This is a genomic window from Allobosea sp. 47.2.35 (genome assembly GCF_024655635.1).
Lineage (GTDB): Bacteria > Pseudomonadota > Alphaproteobacteria > Rhizobiales > Beijerinckiaceae > Allobosea.
In genome coordinates this window covers 48,436-68,332 of sequence record NZ_JANLGI010000008.1, presented here as the reverse complement: position 1 = coordinate 68,332, position 19,897 = coordinate 48,436, and the positions used below count along the sequence as shown (strand labels likewise).

General features: G+C 66.1%; 14 protein-coding genes and 4 pseudogenes. 14 read left to right on the top strand and 4 right to left on the bottom strand.

What is annotated here, in order from left to right; all coding sequences use genetic code 11:
- Positions 1 to 13 precede the first annotated feature (13 nt).
- The 8 genes from NUV79_RS12110 to NUV79_RS12075 all read left to right on the top strand — a co-directional run bounded on the left by NUV79_RS12110 (position 14) and on the right by NUV79_RS12075 (position 8,560).
- The gene (locus tag NUV79_RS12110) at positions 14 to 1,372 is read left to right on the top strand and encodes an MmgE/PrpD family protein (protein WP_257733334.1); all 1,359 of its coding nucleotides are present in this window, start codon (positions 14 to 16) and stop codon (positions 1,370 to 1,372) included.
- A 114-nt stretch (positions 1,373 to 1,486) separates the two neighbouring features.
- Positions 1,487 to 2,512, top strand: coding sequence for a thiamine pyrophosphate-dependent dehydrogenase E1 component subunit alpha (locus NUV79_RS12105; protein ID WP_257733333.1), 1,026 nt, complete (start codon positions 1,487 to 1,489; stop codon positions 2,510 to 2,512).
- Positions 2,512 to 3,486, top strand: a complete 975-nt coding sequence (locus tag NUV79_RS12100) for an alpha-ketoacid dehydrogenase subunit beta (protein ID WP_257733332.1) — start codon at positions 2,512 to 2,514, stop codon at positions 3,484 to 3,486. The genes NUV79_RS12105 and NUV79_RS12100 overlap by 1 nt, the downstream gene beginning before the upstream one ends.
- Positions 3,487 to 3,515: 29 nt before the next feature.
- Positions 3,516 to 4,298 carry an enoyl-CoA hydratase/isomerase family protein gene (locus NUV79_RS12095; RefSeq protein ID WP_257733331.1) on the top strand — a complete coding sequence of 261 codons (783 nt, stop codon included), beginning with the start codon at positions 3,516 to 3,518 and terminating at the stop codon, positions 4,296 to 4,298.
- Between the two features lies 1 nt (position 4,299).
- A complete protein-coding gene (locus NUV79_RS12090; RefSeq protein WP_257733330.1) occupies positions 4,300 to 5,547 on the top strand; it encodes a dihydrolipoamide acetyltransferase family protein in 1,248 nt (415 codons plus the stop codon).
- Positions 5,544 to 6,716 carry an acyl-CoA dehydrogenase family protein gene (locus NUV79_RS12085; RefSeq protein WP_257733329.1) on the top strand — a complete coding sequence of 391 codons (1,173 nt, stop codon included), beginning with the start codon at positions 5,544 to 5,546 and terminating at the stop codon, positions 6,714 to 6,716. The genes NUV79_RS12090 and NUV79_RS12085 overlap by 4 nt, the downstream gene beginning before the upstream one ends.
- A complete protein-coding gene (locus NUV79_RS12080) occupies positions 6,716 to 7,891 on the top strand; it encodes an NADH:flavin oxidoreductase/NADH oxidase (RefSeq protein WP_257733328.1) in 1,176 nt (391 codons plus the stop codon). The genes NUV79_RS12085 and NUV79_RS12080 overlap by 1 nt, the downstream gene beginning before the upstream one ends.
- A gap of 3 nt (positions 7,892 to 7,894) precedes the next feature.
- Positions 7,895 to 8,560, top strand: coding sequence for an EthD domain-containing protein (locus tag NUV79_RS12075; RefSeq protein WP_257733327.1), 666 nt, complete (start codon positions 7,895 to 7,897; stop codon positions 8,558 to 8,560).
- A gap of 278 nt (positions 8,561 to 8,838) precedes the next feature.
- Here NUV79_RS12075 and NUV79_RS12070 read toward each other — a convergent pair.
- A pseudogene (locus tag NUV79_RS12070) lies at positions 8,839 to 9,696 on the bottom strand (IS110 family transposase); the annotation flags it as partial.
- Between the two features lie 143 nt (positions 9,697 to 9,839).
- On the opposite strand from NUV79_RS12070, the pseudogene NUV79_RS12065 reads away from it, so the two are divergent.
- Positions 9,840 to 10,184, top strand: a pseudogene (locus tag NUV79_RS12065) (integrase core domain-containing protein); the annotation flags it as partial.
- 22 nt (positions 10,185 to 10,206) lie between these two features.
- A pseudogene (locus NUV79_RS12060) lies at positions 10,207 to 10,671 on the top strand (transposase); the annotation flags it as partial.
- 276 nt (positions 10,672 to 10,947) lie between these two features.
- Here the strand turns inward: NUV79_RS12060 and NUV79_RS12050 are convergent.
- Positions 10,948 to 11,133 (bottom strand): hypothetical protein, encoded by a 186-nt coding sequence (locus NUV79_RS12050; RefSeq protein WP_257733326.1) that lies wholly within the window; start codon positions 11,131 to 11,133, stop codon positions 10,948 to 10,950.
- A gap of 105 nt (positions 11,134 to 11,238) precedes the next feature.
- Between NUV79_RS12050 and NUV79_RS12045 the strand changes: the two are divergent.
- Positions 11,239 to 11,427, top strand: a pseudogene (locus NUV79_RS12045) (IS21 family transposase); the annotation flags it as partial.
- Between the two features lie 20 nt (positions 11,428 to 11,447).
- Here the strand turns inward: NUV79_RS12045 and NUV79_RS12040 are convergent.
- A complete protein-coding gene (locus NUV79_RS12040) occupies positions 11,448 to 12,425 on the bottom strand; it encodes a LysR family transcriptional regulator (protein WP_257733325.1) in 978 nt (325 codons plus the stop codon).
- A gap of 788 nt (positions 12,426 to 13,213) precedes the next feature.
- Between NUV79_RS12040 and NUV79_RS12035 the strand changes: the two genes are divergently transcribed.
- From NUV79_RS12035 to NUV79_RS12025, 3 genes are all read left to right on the top strand, one after another.
- Positions 13,214 to 14,476, top strand: coding sequence for an AAA family ATPase (locus NUV79_RS12035; RefSeq protein ID WP_257733324.1), 1,263 nt, complete (start codon positions 13,214 to 13,216; stop codon positions 14,474 to 14,476).
- Between the two features lie 910 nt (positions 14,477 to 15,386).
- On the top strand, positions 15,387 to 15,548 hold the full coding sequence (locus NUV79_RS12030) for a hypothetical protein (protein WP_257733323.1): 162 nt from the start codon (positions 15,387 to 15,389) through the stop codon (positions 15,546 to 15,548).
- Positions 15,549 to 16,424: 876 nt separating this feature from the next.
- Positions 16,425 to 17,393, top strand: a complete 969-nt coding sequence (locus NUV79_RS12025; RefSeq protein ID WP_257733322.1) for a hypothetical protein — start codon at positions 16,425 to 16,427, stop codon at positions 17,391 to 17,393.
- 87 nt (positions 17,394 to 17,480) lie between these two features.
- Here the strand turns inward: NUV79_RS12025 and recD2 are convergent, their stop codons facing one another.
- The gene (gene recD2 / locus NUV79_RS12020; RefSeq protein WP_257733321.1) at positions 17,481 to 19,670 is read right to left on the bottom strand and encodes an SF1B family DNA helicase RecD2; all 2,190 of its coding nucleotides are present in this window, start codon (positions 19,668 to 19,670) and stop codon (positions 17,481 to 17,483) included.
- Positions 19,671 to 19,897: the final 227 nt, after the last annotated feature.

Genomic DNA, 19,897 nt, shown 5'->3' with positions numbered 1-19,897 from the left:
GAGGGAGACACGCATGCCGACACTGACGCAAGACATTGCCCGCTTCATCGCCGGGCTGGAGGCGACGACGCTTCCCGCCGAGGTCGCCGACAAGGCGCGCGCCTGCCTCGTCAACGCTCTGGGCATGGCCGTCAACGGCTTCGACACGCCCTATGCGCCGGTCGCGCGCAAGGCCGCGATCGCACTCGACGGCGAGGTTGCGACGGGCGCGACCCTGTTCGGCGACGGCCGGCGCAGCACGATCGGCGCGGCCTGTCTCGCCAACAGCGCGCTGTTCCACGGCCGCGCCCAGGAGGACACCTGCGGCGCCGCCCATTTCGGCACCATCCTGATCCCGATGCTGCTCGCCATGACCGAGGCGCGCGGCTACCCGCTGTCGCGGCTGATCCCGGCCCTCGTCGCCGGCTACGAGGCCGGCGGGCTGTTCGAGAACGCCTTCGCCGGCCGCACCACGCCCGCCGGCTTCCGCTCCTCGGCGACCTATGGCTGCATCGCGGCCGCAGCAGCGGCCGGAAAGCTGATAGAGCTGGACGAGGACAAGCTCGCCGCTGCACTGGCCAATGCGGTGTCCTTCACGGGCGGTGTCCTGCAATCCTTCGCCGACGGCACGGATGAGTGGCGCTATCAGGTCGGCGTCGTCGCCCGTAACGGGCTGATCGCGGCCGAACTCGCCGCGGCCGGCTCGGTCTCGGCGCCGCATGCCTTCGAGGGGCGCGCCGGCTTCGTCCGTTGCTTCGCCGGCGCAGAGATCCCGGCCGACCTCGCCTCCCGCCTCGGCCGGGACTGGTCGATCCTGCGCGTGACCTTCAAGCCCTACCCGGTCTGCGCCTTCAACCAGACGCCGGTGACCGGCGCGCTGGCGCTTCGCGAGACACTTAACGGTAGAGAGATCAAGGCCGTCCGGGTGCGGATGAACCCCTATGAGACCGGCTATGCCGGTATGGATGCGACCGGGCCGTTCAGCTCGATCTCCGGCACGCTGATGAGCATCCCCTTCTGCATCGCGACGACGCTCCTGCGCGGCGTTCCGAGCACGCGACACATGACGACCTATGACGACGCCACCGTGAACGGACTGGTCGCGCGGACGACGCTGATCACCGATCCGAAGGTGCCGATCCTCAGCGCCGTCATCGAGGCGGACACCGCTGCGGGCGACACACTCGTCCATGAGCAGCGCATGACGCCGACCGACTATGCCTTCGACCGCGCGACCTTGCGCGAACTCCTGACCCAGACCGGCGCCGAACAGGGTCTTCCCGGCGAGTTGTTCGAGCGGATCGAGCGCGCCGTCGATGCGCTGCCCGGCGGCCGGATCGAGGATTTCATCGGGCTGTTCACGGCCATCGAACCGAGACGCGCCGCCGCCTGACGGCTTTTCCGGATCAGGCGAAGCAGTGCACGGCCGTATTCCGCCTCGAATAAAATGAATCATGACTCATAAATCATATCATGCTAATGCTGCCGCATCGGGATCGAGAGCGTCATGAGTGAGCAAGCAACACCGAGGACAGCGCGCGGAGAGGCCGGCACGGGCCATAATGCGGCAGCCGAGCTGCTCGCGCTCTACCGCTCGCTCGTGCTCATCCGCCGCAGCGAGGAGCGGCTGAGCAAGATGTTCGCCGATGGCGAAGTGCCCGGCTTCATCCATCTCAGCATCGGGCAAGAGGCGGTTTCGGCCGGCGTCATGTCCACGCTGACGCCCGAGGACACCATCGCCTCCACGCATCGCGGCCATGGCCACGCCATCGCCAAGGGACTTTCGCTCGACGGCTTCTTCGCCGAATTGCTGGCGCGCGAGACCGGGCTCTGCCGTGGTCGCGGCGGCTCGATGCATGTCGCCGACATGTCGGTCGGCATGCTCGGCGCCAACGGCATCGTCGGCGCGGGCGCATCGATCGCACTCGGCAGCGCGCTCGCGCACAAGACGCAGAAGAACGGGGCGATTGCCGTCGCCTTCTTCGGCGACGGCGCGCTGGCCGAGGGGCTGATGCATGAATGCCTGAACATGGCGGCGCTGTGGAAGCTGCCGCTGCTCTTCGTCTGCGAGAACAATGGCTGGGGCGAGTTCCTGCCGACCTCGAAGCAGCTCGCCTTCAACCTGAAGGACCTCGCCGCCGCCTATCGCATCCCGCATGTCGTGATCGACGGCAACGACGTCGCCGTGGTCGCAGAACATGCGGCGCGAATCGTCGCCGAGGTTCGCCGGGACGGCCCGCGCGTGCTGGAATGCATGACGACGCGCGTGCGCGGGCATTTCGAGGGCGATGCCCAGAAATACCGCGACCCGGACGAGCTCGCTGGGCTGAGCGCGCGCGACCCGCTCGAGGTCGCAGCGGGGCAACTCAAGGCGCTGGGTGTCGGCGAGAGCGCGCTTACCGACATCGCCGACGAGATTGCAGCCCGGATCGAGGCGGCGGTCGAAGCGGCCCGCGCGGCGCCGATGCCGAGCTTCGAGGCGGCGCAGGCCGATGTCTACACCGGCGCCGTCGCCATGCAGGAGAGTGCCTGATGGCCGAGATGCGTTATCTGCGCGCGATCAACCAGGCGCTGGCCGATGCGATGGCGGCCGATCCGAGCGTGATCCTGCTCGGCGAGGATGTTGGCGAGGCCGGCGGCTCCTTCGGCGCGAGCCGCGGCCTGCGCGACCGCTTCGGTGCGGACCGGGTGCTCGATACGCCGATCTCCGAGGCGGCGCTGGCCGGCGCCGCGGTCGGCGCCGCGCTGAGCGGCTTACGGCCGGTCGCCGAGATCATGTTCATGGACTTCACCACGCTGGTAATGGACGCGCTGGTGAACCAGGCCGCCAAGGCCCGCTTCATGTTCGGCGGCCAGCGCTCGGTGCCGATGGTGCTGCGCACGCCCCATGGCGGCGGCCTCGGCGCCGGCCCGCAGCATTCGCAATGCCTAGAAGCCTGGTTCGCCCATGTGCCGGGACTCAAGGTGGTCTGCCCGTCGGACCCGGCCAGCGCCTATGGTCTGCTGCGCGCGGCCATCGCCGATCCGGACCCGGTCGTCTTCATCGAGCACAAGGCGCTCTATGCGATGAAGGGCGAGGTGCCGGACGATGCAGCCGTTCTGCCGCTCGGCCGAGCCGCTATCCTGCGCGAAGGCCGCGACGCCACGATCGTCGCCTATGGCGCCGCGGTCCACACCGCACTGAGCGCAGCCAAGCAGCTCGCCGAGGAAGGCATCGAGGCCGAAATTGTCGACTTGCGCAGCATCCAGCCCTGGGACGAGGCGACCGTGCTGGCGTCGCTATCGCGCACCCACCGGCTCGTCGTCGTGCATGAGGCGGTCGAGGCCTTCGGCGTCGGCGCCGAGATCGTCGCCCGCATGGCCGATATCGGCTTCGACGAGCTCGACGGGCCGATCCTGCGCGTCGCTGCGCCGTTCATGCCGGTGCCGTTCTCCAAGGGGCTGGAGACAGCCTACCTCCCCTCTCCGGAGCGCGTCGCCGCAGCCGTGCGCCGCACGCTCGCCTGAAGGAACTCGTCATGTCTGGAACGCCCGAAATGTCGGACAGCATCCTCTACGAACGCCGCGATGCGGTGTCGCTGATCACGATCAATCGTCCCTCGACGCTGAACGCCCTCGACATGGCGACGCTGGCCGCGCTCGACCAAGCCGTGGTGCGCGCCGCGGCGGACGATCAGGTCCGGGTCATCGTCTTCACCGGCGCGGGCGAACGCGCCTTCGTCGCCGGCGGAGACATCGCCGATCTCGACAGCCGCCAGGGGCTGCCGCACTACTTGGAACTGGGCGAGCGTCTGCACAGCGTCTTTCGCCGGATCGAGACGCTGGACAAGCCGACCATCGCGGCCGTGAACGGCTGGGCGCTGGGCGGCGGCACGGAGCTTCTGCTCTGCATCGACATCCGTATCGCCGCGGTCTCCGCCAAGCTCGGCCTGCCGGAGATCAATCTCGGCCTCTTCCCGGGCGCCGGCGGCTCGCAGCGGCTGATCCGCCAGATCCCGCTCTGCAAGGCCAAGGAGCTGATGTTCACCGGCTCCCGCATTGATGCCACGGAGGCCGAGAAGCTCGGCCTGATCAACCGCGTCGTGCCCGACGCCGAGGTGCTGCCGCAGGCGCTCGCGCTGGCAGAGACCATCGCTGCCAAGTCGCCTCTGGTGCTGAAACTGCTCAAGCGCACGATGAGCGACGGCCTCGACATGCCGCTGCCTTCCTCGCTGCGTCACGAGCAGGCGATGATCGGCCTCGTGCTCGATACGCAGGACGCTCACGAAGGCTGCCAGGCCTTCCTCCAGAAGCGCTCCGCGCAGTTCAAGGGCGCCTGAGATGAGCGCCTCTGCCGCGATCGTCATGCCCAAGCTCGGTCTGACCATGACCGAGGGCCTGCTCGCCTCCTGGCGGGTCGGACCAGGCGACACGGTCGCGACCGGCGATGTGCTCTTCGTCATCGAGACCGAGAAGATCGCGACCGAGATCGAGGCGGAGCGCGCCGGCCAGATCGACGCCATCCTGGTCCCCGAGGGTGAGACCGTGCCGGTCGGCGCCACGCTCGCCACCTGGGCGGATGGCACGGCTGCCGCCTCTGGCAGCGGCCCCGCACCAGCGCCCGTCGCGGCTGGCGAGGCCAGGCCGCAGCCGGCGCCCATGGCTGCCCCCACGGTCGAGGCACGCCCGTCCGGCGGCAGCAGCGCGCGCATCGTCGCCACCCCGCTCGCCCGGCGCGTTGCCCGCCAGAATGGCGTCGCGCTCGATCGCGTTGCCGGCTCGGGGCCGCATGGCCGCATCAAGCTGAAGGATGTCGAGGCTGCGCTCGCCGCCGCCCCGGCCGCAAGCCATGCCGCAGGCGCCGCCGCCCGCAAGGCCGACAGCCAGCGCCGCCCGGCGACTGCGGTCGAGCAGGTTGTGGCGCGACGGCTCTCGCAGGCGAAGCAGACGATCCCGCACTTCTACGTGATGGCGGAGGCCGACATCACCGCCCTGCTGGCCATGCGGGAGGAGCTGAACGCGGCCGGCATGCCGCAGCGCCTCAGCATCACGCATTTCATCATGACGGCGGTGGGACGCGCGCTCCTGGCCCAGCCCGAGATCAACGCGGTCTGGGACGAGGGCGACATCGTCACGCTCGCGGGCAGCGATGTCGGCATGGCGGTGGACAGTCCGCGTGGGCTGATGGTGCCGGTGCTACGCGATGCAGGGGTCCAGCATCTCGACGCCGTCGCCTCCTCCTGCGCCGGACTCGTGGCCAGGGCGCGCGAAGGCCGGCTGAGCGCGGCCGATTGCGAGGGCGGCGCGATCAGCGTCTCCAATGTCGGCATGTATGGCGCCTCACACCTCGTTTCGATCATCAATCCCGGGCAATCCGCGATCCTCGGCGTGGCGGCGGTGAAGCCCGTCTTCCGGCCGGATGCGCAAGGCCAGCCGACGCTTCGGCAGGAGCTCGGCCTCGTCCTGTCCTGCGACCACCGCGTCATCGACGGCGTGCGCGCCGCCCGTTTCCTCGACCTCGTCGTGACGACGCTCGAACACTCATTGCCGCTGCTGCGCCAGCCGGCGCCCCAAGGGAGCCAGACATGAATTTCGACCGCAGCGACGAGCAGACCATGCTCATCGAGACCGCGCGACGGGTCGGCGAGAAGTTCGGCCTCGACTACTGGCGCGAGCTCGACGCCGAGAAGGCCTTTCCCTCGGCGATCTGGCAGGAGATCTGCGACGCCGGCCTCTGCGGCATCGCGATCCCCGAGGAATATGGCGGGGCCGGCCTCGGCATGACCGAGGTCGCCATGGCGATCGAGGCGCTCTGCGCGGCCGGCGGCGGCTCGACGCTCAGCCAGATGTTCATGTGCAACCCGGTGTTCGGCGGCGTCACGATCAGCAATTTCGGCACCGAGGCGATGAAGCGCGAATTGCTGCCGGCGCTCGTCGCCGGCAAGGCGATGTTCGCGATGGCTCTGACCGAGCCGGATGCGGGCACCAACTCGCTCGCCATCAAGACCTTCGCGAAGGCCGATGGCGACGGCTGGCGGATCAGCGGCCAGAAGATCTGGATCACGGCCGTGCCGCAGGCCACCAAGATCCTCATCGTCGCCCGCACTAAGAAGCTGGAGGAGGTCAGCCGCAAGACCGACGGCATCAGCCTCTTCCTGATCGATGTCGAGCGCGCGGGGTTGACCCATCAGGCGATCGACAAGGTCGGCACCAACACCCTGCCCTCCAGCTCGGTTTTTCTCGATAATGTGCGGGTCGAGCCGCATGAGCTGGTAGGCACGCTCGACGGCGGCTTCCGCCAGCTGCTCGACGTGCTCAACACCGAGCGCATTGTCACCACCGCAGGCCTGGTCGCGACGGCGGAGCTCTCGATCAAGCTCGCCGCCGATTACGCCCGCGAGCGCAAGGTCTTCAACAACGCCCCGATCGGCTCCTATCAGGGCATCCAGTTCCCGCTGGCCGAGGCGCAGATCCAGCTCGAATGCGCGCGGCTGATGAACCACAAGGCCGCGACCTACTACGACCAGGGCAAGCCCTACGGCACCGAGGCCAACATGGCGAAGTACATGGCCGGCCAGGCCGCTGGCCTCGCCACCGACCGCGCGATCCAGACGCTCGGCGGCATGGGCTACGCCAAGGAGTACCATGTCGAGCGGCTGTGGCGCGATGCGCGCCTATTCAGGGTCGCGCCCGTCTCCGAGGAGATGATCCTGAACTACGTCGCCCAGCACGATCTCGGCCTGCCGAGGTCCTATTGATGCAGGCCGTCACGACCGCAAGCGACGCGGCGCCCGCCCTGCCGCTGCTGCTGCGACCGCTCGCCCTGCGCGGGCTGGAGCTCAGGAACCGCATCGTCGTCTCGCCGATGGCGACCTACAGCGCCGATGGCGGGATGCCGAGCGACTTCCATCTCGTGCATCTCGGCCGCTTCGCGCTCGGCGGCGCCGGGCTGGTGATGACCGAGGCGACGGCCGTCACCGAGCAGGGCAAGATCACGCCCGGCTGCCTCGGCCTTTGGCGCGACGAGCAGATCGCCCCCTTCCGGCGCCTGACCGATTTCCTCCACTCCTACGGCGCGGCCGCCGGCATCCAGCTCGGCCATAGCGGCGCGAAGGGCGCGAGCCAGCGGCCCTGGCACGGCTACGGGCCGCTCGGCGCGACCGACCTCGCGGCACGGGGCGAAGATGCTTGGCCGCTGGTCGCAGCGTCGGACGAGGCCTTCGATGCCGGCTACGAGACGCCGGCCGCCCTCGACGAGGCCGGCATGGGAGCCCTGATCGGAGACTATTGCGCGGCCGCGCAGCGGGCGGAGGCCGCCGGCTTCGACGTGATCGAGCTGCATTGCGCCCATGGCTATCTGCTGCACGGCTTCCTCTCCCCGCTCGGCAACAAGCGAAACGACCAATATGGCGGCTCGCTCGAAAACCGCATGCGCTTCCCACTGAGGCTCGCCCAGGCCCTGCGGCAGGCCTGGCCGAGCGACAGGCCGATGTTCGTCCGGGTCTCGGCGATCGACGGCGTCGATTATGGCTGGGGCCTCGCGGACACGATCGCCTTCGCCAGGGCGCTGAAGGGTGTCGGCATCGACCTCGTCGACTGCTCGACCGGCGGCATGCGGGTGCCACGCGAATACGGCCTGCCGGCACGCGCGCCCGGCTTCCAGGTGCCGTTCTCGGAGGGCGTGCGCAAAGAGGCGGACATCGCGACCATGGCCGTCGGCCTGATCCGCGACCCCGCCCAGGCGGAGGCCATCCTGCAGGAGGGGGCGGCGGACCTGATCGCGCTCGGTCGCGAGATGCTGTTCGACCCCAACTGGGCGGCCAAGGCGACGGTGGCGCTTGCCGGCGAGACGGGCTGGAACGCCTGGCCGCAGGCCTTCGGCTGGTGGCTCCAGCGCCGCGCCCGCCTCGACCGTCCCAAGTCCGGAGCCTGAGCGATGCGCAAGATCGTCACCCTCTTGAAACGGGCGCCCGGCCTCTCGGTGCAGGAGTTCCAGCGTCGCTGGTCGCAGGAGCACGGCCCGCTCGCCGCCGCAGCCCCCGGCGTGCGGCGCTATGTGCAGTCCCATGCGCTGGAAAAGGGCTACGCCAAGGGGGAGCTGCTGTTCGACGGGATCAGCGAAGCCTGGTTCGACGATGACGCCGCCGTCGCGACCCATGACGCCAGCGAGGCCGCGCGCCGGGTCGCGGCGGATGTGGTTCCGCTCGTCGATCCATCCCGGCTGGTGCGGATGGCCGTCGACGTCCATGTCATCAAGGACGGCCCGGCGCCGGAGCCCGCCGTCAAGAACATCGAATTCGTCAACCGCCGGCCCGGCATGCCTCTGGCGCCTTTCCGGGACTATTGGCGCAGCATCCATGGACCGCTTGCCGCCACCATCCCCGTACTGCGGCGCTATGAGCAGAACCACCTCGCCCTCTCACAATGCGAGACCGGTGAGCATGTCTATGATGGCCTGGCGATCACCTGGTTCGATTCGACGGCCGACATGAAAGCCGGCACGCTGACCGCGGAATATGTCGCGACCCGCGCTGATGAGCCGAACTTCCTTCCCGACGGTCACCTGCCGATCATCATCACCCGCGAAGTGTTCTTCGGCTAGTCGATGCGGAAGGCCCTTGCCTTCTGATCATCTGGAATAGGCCAGCTTTGCCCTGCCCAATAGCGGACGTTAGTTGTGCCCGCTCTGGGTGTGAGTAAGCGCCGAAGATTGACCCGGCGAATTCTGCCTTTAACGCGCTGACTTGAATGGCATTTTGCCGCCCAGCGACGGGGTTGCGCCCGGCGCCGATCGCCCCATCTCTAAATGCGGATAACCTTTTAAATTGAATGGCTTATATGCCGCTTGAGGTTGGGGCATGCTTCGGCGCTGAAACACACCGGAATCCGCCGCAGCAACTGATAATCGTGATGGTCGGCCAGCGTGGCCTGCGCGATCTCCTCGATCCGGTTGCGCTCCCGGATCAGGCCTCGCGCCTGGGCGATGATCATCCGGAACATCGTGATCGCCGCACTGTCCTCCGGCACAGGCAATGCGATTGATGTGCAGGCCGTCTGGTAGATGTCGTTGATCAGCCGTGCCTTGGAGACCTTGCGGCCGACCAAAGGCCAGGCCTCGAGTGCGAAGGCCTCTCGCCCCAGTGCGGTAATGCTGCCGGGCGTCGGGAAGCGCTCAATCAGTGCCAGGAACCAATCCGACCGGCTATTGCCGGCGAAGCGGCCAATCTCCGGGAAATACAGCGGCAGGTAGTGCGTCAGAATGCGGTGCCAGGTCTGGGTCTTGGTCTTCGAGATCGTCTCGTGCGTCTTCGACAACTCCTGGAGATCGTTGATGCCGGCCGCCAGCGGATCGACATAGGCCTGCGTGGCGCCGATCCGCAGCATGTGCAGGATCACCTGGGCATCCTTGGGATCGTTCTTGTCCCAGCCGTTGTGCAGAGCCTCTCGCGTCCGCGCGAGTGCGACCGAGGAGATCAGCCGCAGCTCGAAGCCTGCCGTCAGCAGCCGATAAGCGAGCGTGCGATGGTAGTTTCCGGTCGCCTCGAAGCCGACGATGATCGGGCGTCCGATCGCGGAAAGCTCAGCAGCCAGGCGGTCGTAGTCCGGCTTGGTCGCCAACACGGTCATCCGCCGGCGGCGGCCGCCTTCCGGTCGTTCGATCAGGACCTCCTGACGATGCTTGGACATGTCGATCGCTACCAGCACGGTGCCGGTGGGAGTAGAAAAGCGCTTGGTCATGGTTGGCCTCGCTCCAAAGTGTTGTCTCGACAACCTCACTTTAGAGACCTGTTGGCCGGCCATGACCGCCGTGACGGCGCGCTGCGCTACGCAAGGCTTCGCGCGCCGTCAGCCAACGGTCGAGCCTCTTCCCAATGTGCTACGGCCCCGAGTTCGTCGCCAAGGCCGTACAGGGTTGGATCGGCGCGGTTGGCGCGAAGACCGCCTACATCGCGCCCGGCAGCCCCTGGGAGAACGGCTTCATCGAGTCGTTCAATGCCAGGCTGCGGGACGAACTGCTCGACGGCGAGATCTTCTACACTCTCGCCGAGGCGAAGATCATCGTTGAGAGCTGGCGGCGGCACTTCAACACCGTACGCCCGCATGGCTCGCTCGGATACAAGCCTCCCGCGCCGGAGGTCTTCGTGCCCGCCATGACCGCGCGGGCGGCTGCGCTATCCAGACCGGCTGAGCCGACCGCGTTGGCGCCGAGGCCAACCGCACACTAACATTCAACCTGGACCTCTCGGCGGGGGCGGATCAGTTGTCTCCGAATGGGCAACTCGCCGCCGGCGCGCTGAGAAAGCGGACGCAAGCAGTCTCGCACGTGTCCCGTCGGCCCGGACCATCGCGAGGTTGATGACCACCGGTCGCGACCATCTCACGAAGGCCGAAACTGTTACGATCGCCGCGATCGAGACCGGCGTGCCGGCCTTGGTCGAGGCCCGCGAGATCATCGCCGGCTTCCACGCCATGATCAGGTCGAGGCGGGCCGAGCCTTTGGCTTCCTGGATCGAGAGCGCCTCCCAAAGCCTAGTCGCTTCGCTGGCGAACGGCGTCCGACGAGACGAGGCCGCGGTGCGAGCAGCGATCCTCTCCGCCTGGTCGAACGGTCAAACCGAGGGCCAGATCACCCGGCTCAAGCTCGTCAAACGCCAAATGTACGGCCGCGGAAAGATCGATCTCCTCCAAGCCCGTCTGATCGGCGCGCAATGACCCCAAGCGTCAGCAGAACTGCGTCAGACCCTAACTTGCACGCCGAAATACATGCAAGACCCATGTCGCTCTCGCGCTCGGGCTCTTGCCACCTGTCAGAAGGGCTTCTCCGTCGCCTTCGCCACCGCGGCTTCGCTGGTTAGCCAGCTCCTCGAGGCGCACGACGCGACGCGTCTGCTCAGGCTTCAGCGCGAGTTGCAGGCGGTCAAGATGCTGAAAGAGGACCGATTCCCGCTTGCGGCTCGCTGCACATAAATCGGCTCCCAGCGCTTCGGCCTAGTCCTCGTGCTCCTCCGGCGCGTGGAAGGCCACGTTGAACTCCGGATCGTCGCCGAAGATGCTGCGCGCGAGGTCGACCGCGCGGGCCTTTGCGTCCGCGTTCGACATCTTGGCATAGGTCGTGAGCGCCATGGCGTGCTGGTAGACCAGCATGCGGTAGTCGGTCTTCAGATCCTCATCCATCGTTGGTCTCCGTTGTGAATCCTGGGCTCACAGCCTCATAGAGGCCGCTGTTTCAGACATGCGGTGAATTCCGCAGCCTGCTTCCCGCAGGCGATGCGGCGCCCAATCGGCGGGGTGCGGCAAAAGCTCCACTTCTTTTGCCTGGCCCTGCCGCTGTGGGACGCCTGCTTCGTGAAGGCGTGCCCGAGCGAGGCGACGGAAGTGCTCCTGGACGGGCACGTCTCGGCCTTCGGCTTATTCGGGGGCGTGCCGGTATCGGTGCTTTACGACAACACGCGCACCGCAGTGGCGAAGAACTTTGAAAACCTAGAGTATCAGCCTGAGTTACCGAAAGGCATAGGCCCAACGTCCTTTGACGGCACGAACTCATCCCTGAAACATTTCCAGCGACGTGGATCGAACAGCGACTTTAGCCAGGCGATTGTCGTAGTCACCGCCGCCCGCTCGCGAGCATCCGACCTGTAGGTCAGCCAGATGTCCCTGTATTTGGTCACAGGCAGGTTCAGGGGAACTACCTTGTTGCCAAACGCGACCGAATAATTTGGCAACGCTCCAATACCGATCCCAGCTTCTATCGCCCGGATCGCCCCGCAACTCCCCAGGACCCTTGCTGCTACCTGCTCGTTGCGGAGCTCTCCCAGGACGTTGGCGACGTGCCCTTCTTCGACATGGCCGTCGAGTTGCTCGACGAAGCGGTGCCGCCTGAGTCCGGCGAGGTCGGCGGGGCACCCATGCAGATCCAGATAGGCCTGTGAGGCGAATAGTTCGAAATGCATGCGGCCCAGCTTTCCTGCCACGAGGTCCGGCGCGGTGGGAGGCGTCATCTGAATCCCGAGATCGCTGTCGAACCTCAGGATGTCGGCGACGCCATTGGCGATGCGGAAATCCAGGCCGATCGTGGGGTTTGCTTTGTGAAAGGCTGCGGCGTTCGGGACGAGCCAGTTTACGCCGAGGCCTTGCGTCACCGTGATCGACACGAAGGCGCGGTCTCCGCGGACTTCTGCTGCCAACTGATCAAGGCCGTGTACTGGAACGGCCATTTGATCGATCAGCGCCAATGCCCGTTGGCCAAAGAGAGTTGGAGAAACGCCCTCTGGCAACCGGTTGAGCAGCTTGGCACCAAGTTCTTTCTCCAATTCGCCGATGCGCCGGAACAAGGTCGCCGCCCCGACGCCCGCCCGCGCGGCAGCTCGCCGGATGCTACGTTCCTCGGCGGCCAGCGCGAACAGCCGCAGGTCGTCCCAGTTCATTCGATCAATTCGAGGTGATTTGCTGAGGGTGTCGTGAGCCATGTTTTCGATCTGCCGGCGCGCAAAGTGGAACGCCTTGCGCCCATAATGGAACGCAAACGTTAATCGACCTTACGGCACCCGACCTGCGTAATCGTGGGCGACTGAGGCGCCGCCGAGCAGGGGCGGCCACTGAGCCATGAAGGTGGGGCGATGTCATGCATTTTAAAAGAACCTGGCATCCGTACCCTACGAGCCGCACGGCTCGCGCCACGCCTATCGACGTCCCGGGCTGGTTAAACTGGGGCCAGAAGCAACTGAGCGACGCGCTTGCAATGGCGGCGGCTCGGGAGGCGGGGCGTGCTGCCCAAGTCGGAGCCCTGGAGGAGGCGTTGCGTTCATGCGACGCCGATCACGAACTGCTCCGGGAGACCGGCCTCCTCAACCCCGATGGAACCCCAGAGCTCCGTTGGCATGCGAGGTTCGACGACGGGCACGACGCGATCGCGATCCGGCATGGGATCGAGCCAATGCGAAACCCGGCGTGTCGAGAGGGGAATTTTGTAGCCGGCGTCGGGTCGGAGCCGCGACGCGGACGCTGGCGCTCACCAAAGCGCTCGATCTGGTTCGATTTCGTCAGGCGACGGGTTCCTCCCTCGAGCGATTAGTCCTCGCCCTGCTCTTGAAACACCGTCGCCAGACCATTCCGCGCTGTAGCCCGGCCTCGCGGGAGAGGGAACAGCGCGGCTCTACCGGCGCGCTCGCGGGCCGCCGTCTCCTCCCCCTATCCGAGAGTTGTCCAAACCATGCACAAGCCAACCCTATCCGGCGGTTCGAATGCTGGCTCCGCTATGTCTGTTTCCAACCCAGCTTCGCCTCCTCCTGATGTGGCCGGTCCGGCCTTCCTGGTTCCCCAACCTTATCGTGCCCTGAAAGGAGCGAAGCTGCGGATGCGTGAATTTCTATTCGGTCCTGCCTATCAGCGGCATCAGGTCACGCTCACGATCGCCGCGGGTGGCACGGGCAAGACGTCGCTATGCATCGCCGAGGCCGTGGCGATGGCCTCTGGCGCGGCATTCATCGAGAAGCCTCTCCAGCCGCTGCGGGTGTGGATCTACAACGGCGAGGAGCCAATTGACGAGATCGACCGCCGGATCAAGGCCGCGGCCATGGCGCAGAAGCTCGACCACGAAGCGTTGAAGGGGCGGCTGTTCGTGAACTCGGGACGCAGCGCGAACCGCATCAACCTCTCCAGCGGAACGGACAAGGCGCGGCTGGAGGTTAACGAGCCGCTGGTCCGGAGCCTCGTCGACAGCATCGCCGGCAAGATCGACGTTATCATCGTCGATCCGTTCATTTCGACCCACTCGGTCTCTGAGAACGACAATACTGGTATCGACATGATGGTGAAGGCCTGGGCGCGGATCGCCGAGCAGGGCAAATGCGCCGTCCACCTCGTGCACCATGCCTCAAAGGGCGGCAGCAGCGACAGCGCCGACGCCAGCCGCGGAGCGAGTTCGCTTGCAGCGGCCGCGCGGCATGTCCGCAACCTCTCGCAGATGGGCACCAAGGACACCGAGAGGCTCGGAGTCAGGGATGGCGGTGCCCACCGCTATGTGGCGATCAGGGCGACCAAGCAGAACAACTCGGGCGAGAGCGCCGCCAACTACATCAAGCTCTCCTCGGTCGCGATCGGGAACGATCCCGATCCGAAGAATCCCGGCGATATCGTCGGCGTGGTCGAGCCGTTCGCCCCGGAGATCGAGCAGTACGGGCTCGATGACATCGTCTCGGCGGCACTCGACGCGCTGGGCGGCCTAGAGACGCAATATGTCTACAGCGCCAACTCCCCTGACTGGTTCGGGTATGCGATTGCCGGGGAACTCGGAGCCGACGGGAAGATCCACAGGCAGGACATCGAGAGCGTCATTGACCTGATGCTGCGCACCCGCGTCATCGAGATTTATAACAGGCCGGGCAAGAACGGTCGCAAGCGCGATTGCGTAAGGCCCGTGGGAATCTACGCGTCGGCGGCAGGCTCGCTGGCTCCGGCAGCCTTGCAGCCCTCCGAGCATGATAGCGAAGTCAGCATGGAAGGGACGTCGTCGCCGTGAATGCGCGCTCGCTCCCGCCCGGCCCTTGACGCCGGACGGGAGCGAGGCTCCACCATAACAGCCCGGCTTCGCGGGCAGAGATGGCTTGCATCACAAGGGGCATTCATGCCGGGAGCACTCCTCCCTCGGCCCATCTTAGCGCGGCGTCAGCTACGGTGAGGAAAAACCGCGTCTTTCGCCGTTTCTGTCGTCGGACTGCGACCGATAAGCGTTCACGGTAACGTCCCGGACTACCATCCTTCCCTCGCGCTCCCGTCGAACGGAGTCTTACTTGGCGGCGTCAGGGTTTCCGCCAACAGGTAGATCAGTCGGAAAGCTGCATAGCCGTCCGAATGATCTGGTACGATGATCGTCTCCGGCTCCCGGGCTCGCTCGGGAGCGCGACGCTCATCCGCGCGACGATAGTTGAGCCTCCCGGCGGGGTCGCTGCGCTTGGCCCGTATAGTGCCGAGGGGAGCCGCTCGGCAGCCAGGACCAAGATCGTATCGAGACATTCACCACCACCGCCCACCCCCTTCAGGGGTGGGCGGTGGTGGTGAATGATCAGATAGCGAGCGCTGGGGTCCAGGCTTGGCGGCCCCCCAAGGAATGTAGGCGCGAAGGAACGCGATGGTCTCGCGCGAACCCACCTCAACGAAACAGGAGTCGGCTTTCCATGGAAGAGGGGCGCGAGGGGAAAATATCTCCCCGTTCGGAATCTCGGAGCTATGCAACATCCCTTGCATGCATCCGGCCGACCCGCCGCGATCCTGGCCGGCATCCGTGTCGAGAACAGTTTTCGGGGGCGCGAGGGAAAAGGGAGCTAGGATGGTCCAAACGTGGCTTCCCTGCTTTCCGACCCGGTCAAGACGCGGCGACGATACGTCATGTTTTCCTGTTTGAGACGGGGCTTGCCCGTGAGCATCGCCTGTTGCCCACGAACGGCCTCGCCCAAAGCGAGGCGATGATGGACCGCGCGACAAGCGTGGCCGATCAAGGAGAAGCCGCAACCGCCGCCGATCATGTCGTGATCTTGCGTCTGCTCGGCGGCCGCCAGGGCTGGGCCTCGATCCTGAGATCGACCGATCCCTGACCCACGGCGGCAGCCTGGCCTAGCTTGGAAGTGCAAGATCACCGTCGAAGGCGGTGCCTTCATCGCACCCGCCTCATCCTCCCGAAGCTCGCCGGATGCGGATGAGGCGAGGAACCTGGAACAGCAGGCGTCCATGCTCCTCCCGCGCCTGCCGTTCCCTTCCTGTCGGTTAACCATGATCAAGGTTGCGGCTGCCAGAGTGCATTCTGGCCTTGGTCAGATACTTGTTCATGGTATGTTCGATTTAATCCTGCCCGCGTGATTCGGAGCAGCAGGGCGCCGAATTCAGAGACCCGCTCGACACAGCGGGCTTGTGAGCGTCGCCCTGCCGAGCCTCAGCGGTCAAGAAGGGCGGCCGTGCAGGATCGGGCCGTTTCCAGGTTCTGCCCACTGGGTTTGCGCCCTGGGGCGTGGGGATTGTGTACGGACTGGGGTCGACAGATCGCATCCGTGTAGGGGCGCCGGAACTTCGCTACCTACACTACGCCGGGCTTACTGTGCCGCGCCCGGGTACGTCCGAGTGAGGCGCGGATGACCACCTGCCGAAAGGCAGGTGGCCAACCGTGAGTCTGCTCGATGCCTTCGATCCTGCTCCAGCTTTTCTGCGTGCCGCCTATTTTGCTCGGCTCGCCGCCGCTGGCCGGCATGCCCGCCCTGTCCGGCTCTTCGAGAGGCAGCCAGCTTTTCTGCGACAGAGTGGTGTCTACGCCGCTGCTCAAGAGAGGACATCGCGACGCCCATCGGGCCCGATCTCCGCCGCCCAGCTGCTCTTTTCCGGGTCCGCGCGCCACAGCTCTGCGAGTGGCGGCCGATCTGGAGCCATCAGCCAGTCGGCTCTGCGGTGCCATCACCATCTTCAATCTTCAGGAGTTCCCAATGCGTATCGACCAGCCCATGCTTGACCAGTCCACGAACGCAGGCCAGCAGACCCGGTGGGTCGCCTATGTCGAAGGTAATCTGGCGGGTGGCTATCTGCCGAAGTATGCCTTCACCTGGCGTGGATTCGCCTGTGGTGAAAACGAGGCCATCACCAACGCGGCGAAAGCCGCCCAGCTTGCGCTGCGCACCTTCGATGCCCTCGACAGGCGGCCCGTCACGGGGGCTGCTCCGTTCGCGACGACGGCGTTGCGCGTCGAAGCCGTGCCTGAGGGATACCCCACTCGCAACGACTTCACGCATGGACTGAGCGTCGTCGGGGAGCCCTTCATCCAGCGAGGTGGCCCCGAGGAGAAGCTCTGCTTCACCGTGGAGCGATCCGACTACACTCCCGGATCCAGCGAGCACAAAGTCGCAAGCCGGGTCAGGCGCGAGATCGAACGTCTCCTGATGATCGACCCCGCCATTCGCCGGGCTGCCCGGGACGGACGGCAGATCTCCATTTCCTGGCAAGCGCGTGTCGATGTGCTCTATCCGACCGGAGGCCCTCAGCGGCCGTGCCGCGAGGTGGGGTTCAGCGTGTGTGACGAGCAGCACGTCGGCATTCCCCTCGCTGAAGCGACCGCCAACGCGATCCTGATGTTGATGCTCCAGGCGCGCGTCGCCTACAGCACCTGGAAGCAGTGCCGCCTGTTCTCCCTGGTCTGGTGGCCCCCGGTCGACGAGCGGCCCGGATATCAGGACGCATTCGAGGAGCAGAGGGCGAGGTTGCTGTGCAATCCCGGCCGGCTTTTCGGCGAGGCCATCTGGGACCTGCTGAGGTTCGGGCACGCCGACCTGGCGGCGCATGCCGTTGCGATGGCCGATACGACCGAGCCGCGTGTCTCTGCTCCGATCGCCGAGAGCGCCGGGACTTCCAAGGCCGCGCGGACGGTGCCGTCCTTACCCAACGCCGCCACCCTGAACTGATCCCCGATCAGGGCGACGAGCCCGATCGCTCTAAACGCCTCCATGCCGCGATGGCATGGGGGCGCCTGCCGCTGGAATCTGAGTCCGTCACGCGCGGGCGGCCGGCGCCAACCATTCCCTGAGCTTCGACCATCTCCGCCGGCCGGAAATGTTTTTGACCGCCATGGCAACGGCCTTCTTCTGTCCGAGCAGGATGACGAGGCGCCTGCCGCGCGTGACTCCGGTGTAGAGCAGGTTCCGCTGCAGCATCGCATAATGCTGGGTCAGGACCGGGATGACCACGACCGGATATTCAGATCCCTGCGATTTGTGGATCGTGGTGGCATAGGCCAGCACCACCTGGTCCAGCTCGCCGAACTGGTACGACACGGAGCGTCCGTCGAAGGCGATCGACATCTCGGCGGTGTCGAGATCGATCGAACCGACGAAGCCGACGTCACCGTTATAGACCTCCTTGTCGTAGTCATTCTCGATCTGCATCACCTTGTCGCCGACGGCGAAGGTCGTGCCGAACTTCTCGACGCGGGGATCCGTGCGCGGATTGAGCGCTTTCTGCAGCTCGATGTTGAGCGAGCGCGCGCCAACGCCGCCCCGGTTCATCGGGCAGAGGACCTGGATGTCGCGGACCGGATCGACGCCGAATCGGCGAGGGATGCGCTCCCGCACGATCTCGATCAGGCGCGGCACGGCGATCTCCGGACTGTCGGCCGGCACGAAATAGAAGTCCGTTTTGCTCTCCGGCCTGGTGAGGTCCGGCAGCTTGCCGGCATTAATCCGATGTGCGCTCTGGATGATCTGGCTCTGCGCGGCCTGCCGGAACACCTCCGTCAGATGGACGACGGGCACGGCGTCGCTCGCGATGATATCAGCCAACGCCTGGCCCGGTCCCACAGGCGGCAACTGGTCGTCATCGCCGACGAGTATCACTGCTGCGTCGTCTGGCACGGCCTTCAAGAGCGCGTTCATCAGCATGACGTCGACCATTGAGGTCTCGTCGACGACGAGCAACTCGCAGGCGAGTGGGTTCTCGTCGTTGCGCTTGAAGCCGCCGGTCTTTGGATCGACCTCCAGCAGGCGGTGGATGGTTTTCGCCTCGCGCCCTGTCGTCTCCGTCATGCGCTTCGCGGCTCGGCCGGTCGGGGCGCAGAGCAGGAGTTCGACGCGCTTGGCCGCGAGGATCTTCAGGATGGAATTGACCAGCGTGGTCTTGCCGACGCCAGGCCCGCCGGTGATCACGGTGACCTTGGAGGCGAGCGCGGTGCGCACAGCCGCCTTCTGGCTGTCGGCGAGCGTCAGCCCGGTCTTTTCCTCCACCCAGGGGATGGCCTTCTCCGCGTCGATCTCGGGCCAGGGCGTTTTGCCGGATTTCAGGACCTTCAGCCGGGCGACGATCGACTGCTCGGCTCGGTAAAGCCCGGCGAGGAACACGCAAGGGCGCTCCTCGACTGTATCGGCGATGACGGCGCCTGTCTCGAGCTCCAGCTTCAGCGCATCGACAATCAGGCCTTCCGGGATTTCCAGCAGCTCTACCGCGAGAGGCAGGAGTTCGTCGCGAGGCAGGCCACAATGGCCATCGTCGAGCGCTTCAGTCAGGGCATAGGAGATGCCGGCACGGGCCCGGATCATCGCGGTCTTCTCGATGCCGAGCTTCATCGCCACGGCGTCGGCGGTGCGGAAGCCGATGCCGCGGATGTCGCGCGCCAGCCGATAAGGGTCCTCCGAGATCAGCTGGACGGCATCGTTGCCATAGGTCTTGTAGATGCGAACTGCACGCGAGGTGCCGACACCATTCGCGTGGAGGAAGATCATGATCTCACGGATAACCTTCTGCTCCGACCAGCCGGCGACGATCCGTTCCGCTCGCTTCGGGCCAATACCGGTCACCTCGCGCAGCCGATCCGGCTCGGCCTCGATGACGTCGAAGACCTTCTCACCGAAAGCGCGCACCAGCTTCTTCGCATAGACCGGACCAATGCCACGGATCATGCCGGAGCCGAGATACTTCTCGATGCCCTCGATCGTGGTCGGCGGCATGGCCTTCAGGAAGCGCGCCCGGAACTGGATGCCGTGCTGGCGGTCGTTCGACCATTCCCCGCTCGCCTGGATGAACTCGCCGGCGGATATGACCGCCGCGTGCCCGACGACGGTGACAAGATCGCGTTTGCCGCGCGCCTTCACGCGCAGCACCGCGAAGCCGTTCTCCTCGTTGTGGAACGTGACGCGCTCGACGAGGCCCGCCAGGACCTCGGTCGCGGATTCAGCCGGACGGGGTTTCATGGCGGTTATATTCCGCGGTTCTCCGATTGAGAGAAAGGACCCTGGCGGCCCTCGTTTGCCGCGCTGTGGCGTCTGTTGACGCCGCCATCCTTTCCTCGCGCTCGCTTGCCGCGCCGCCGCGTCTCGTTTCCGGCTCGGGTCTTCGCCACCATCGCCATTCCTCAGGCAGTGCCGCCCCAGGAACGGGGGTTCCGGCGTAAGCTATTCGTTGACGTGCGTAAGCAGTA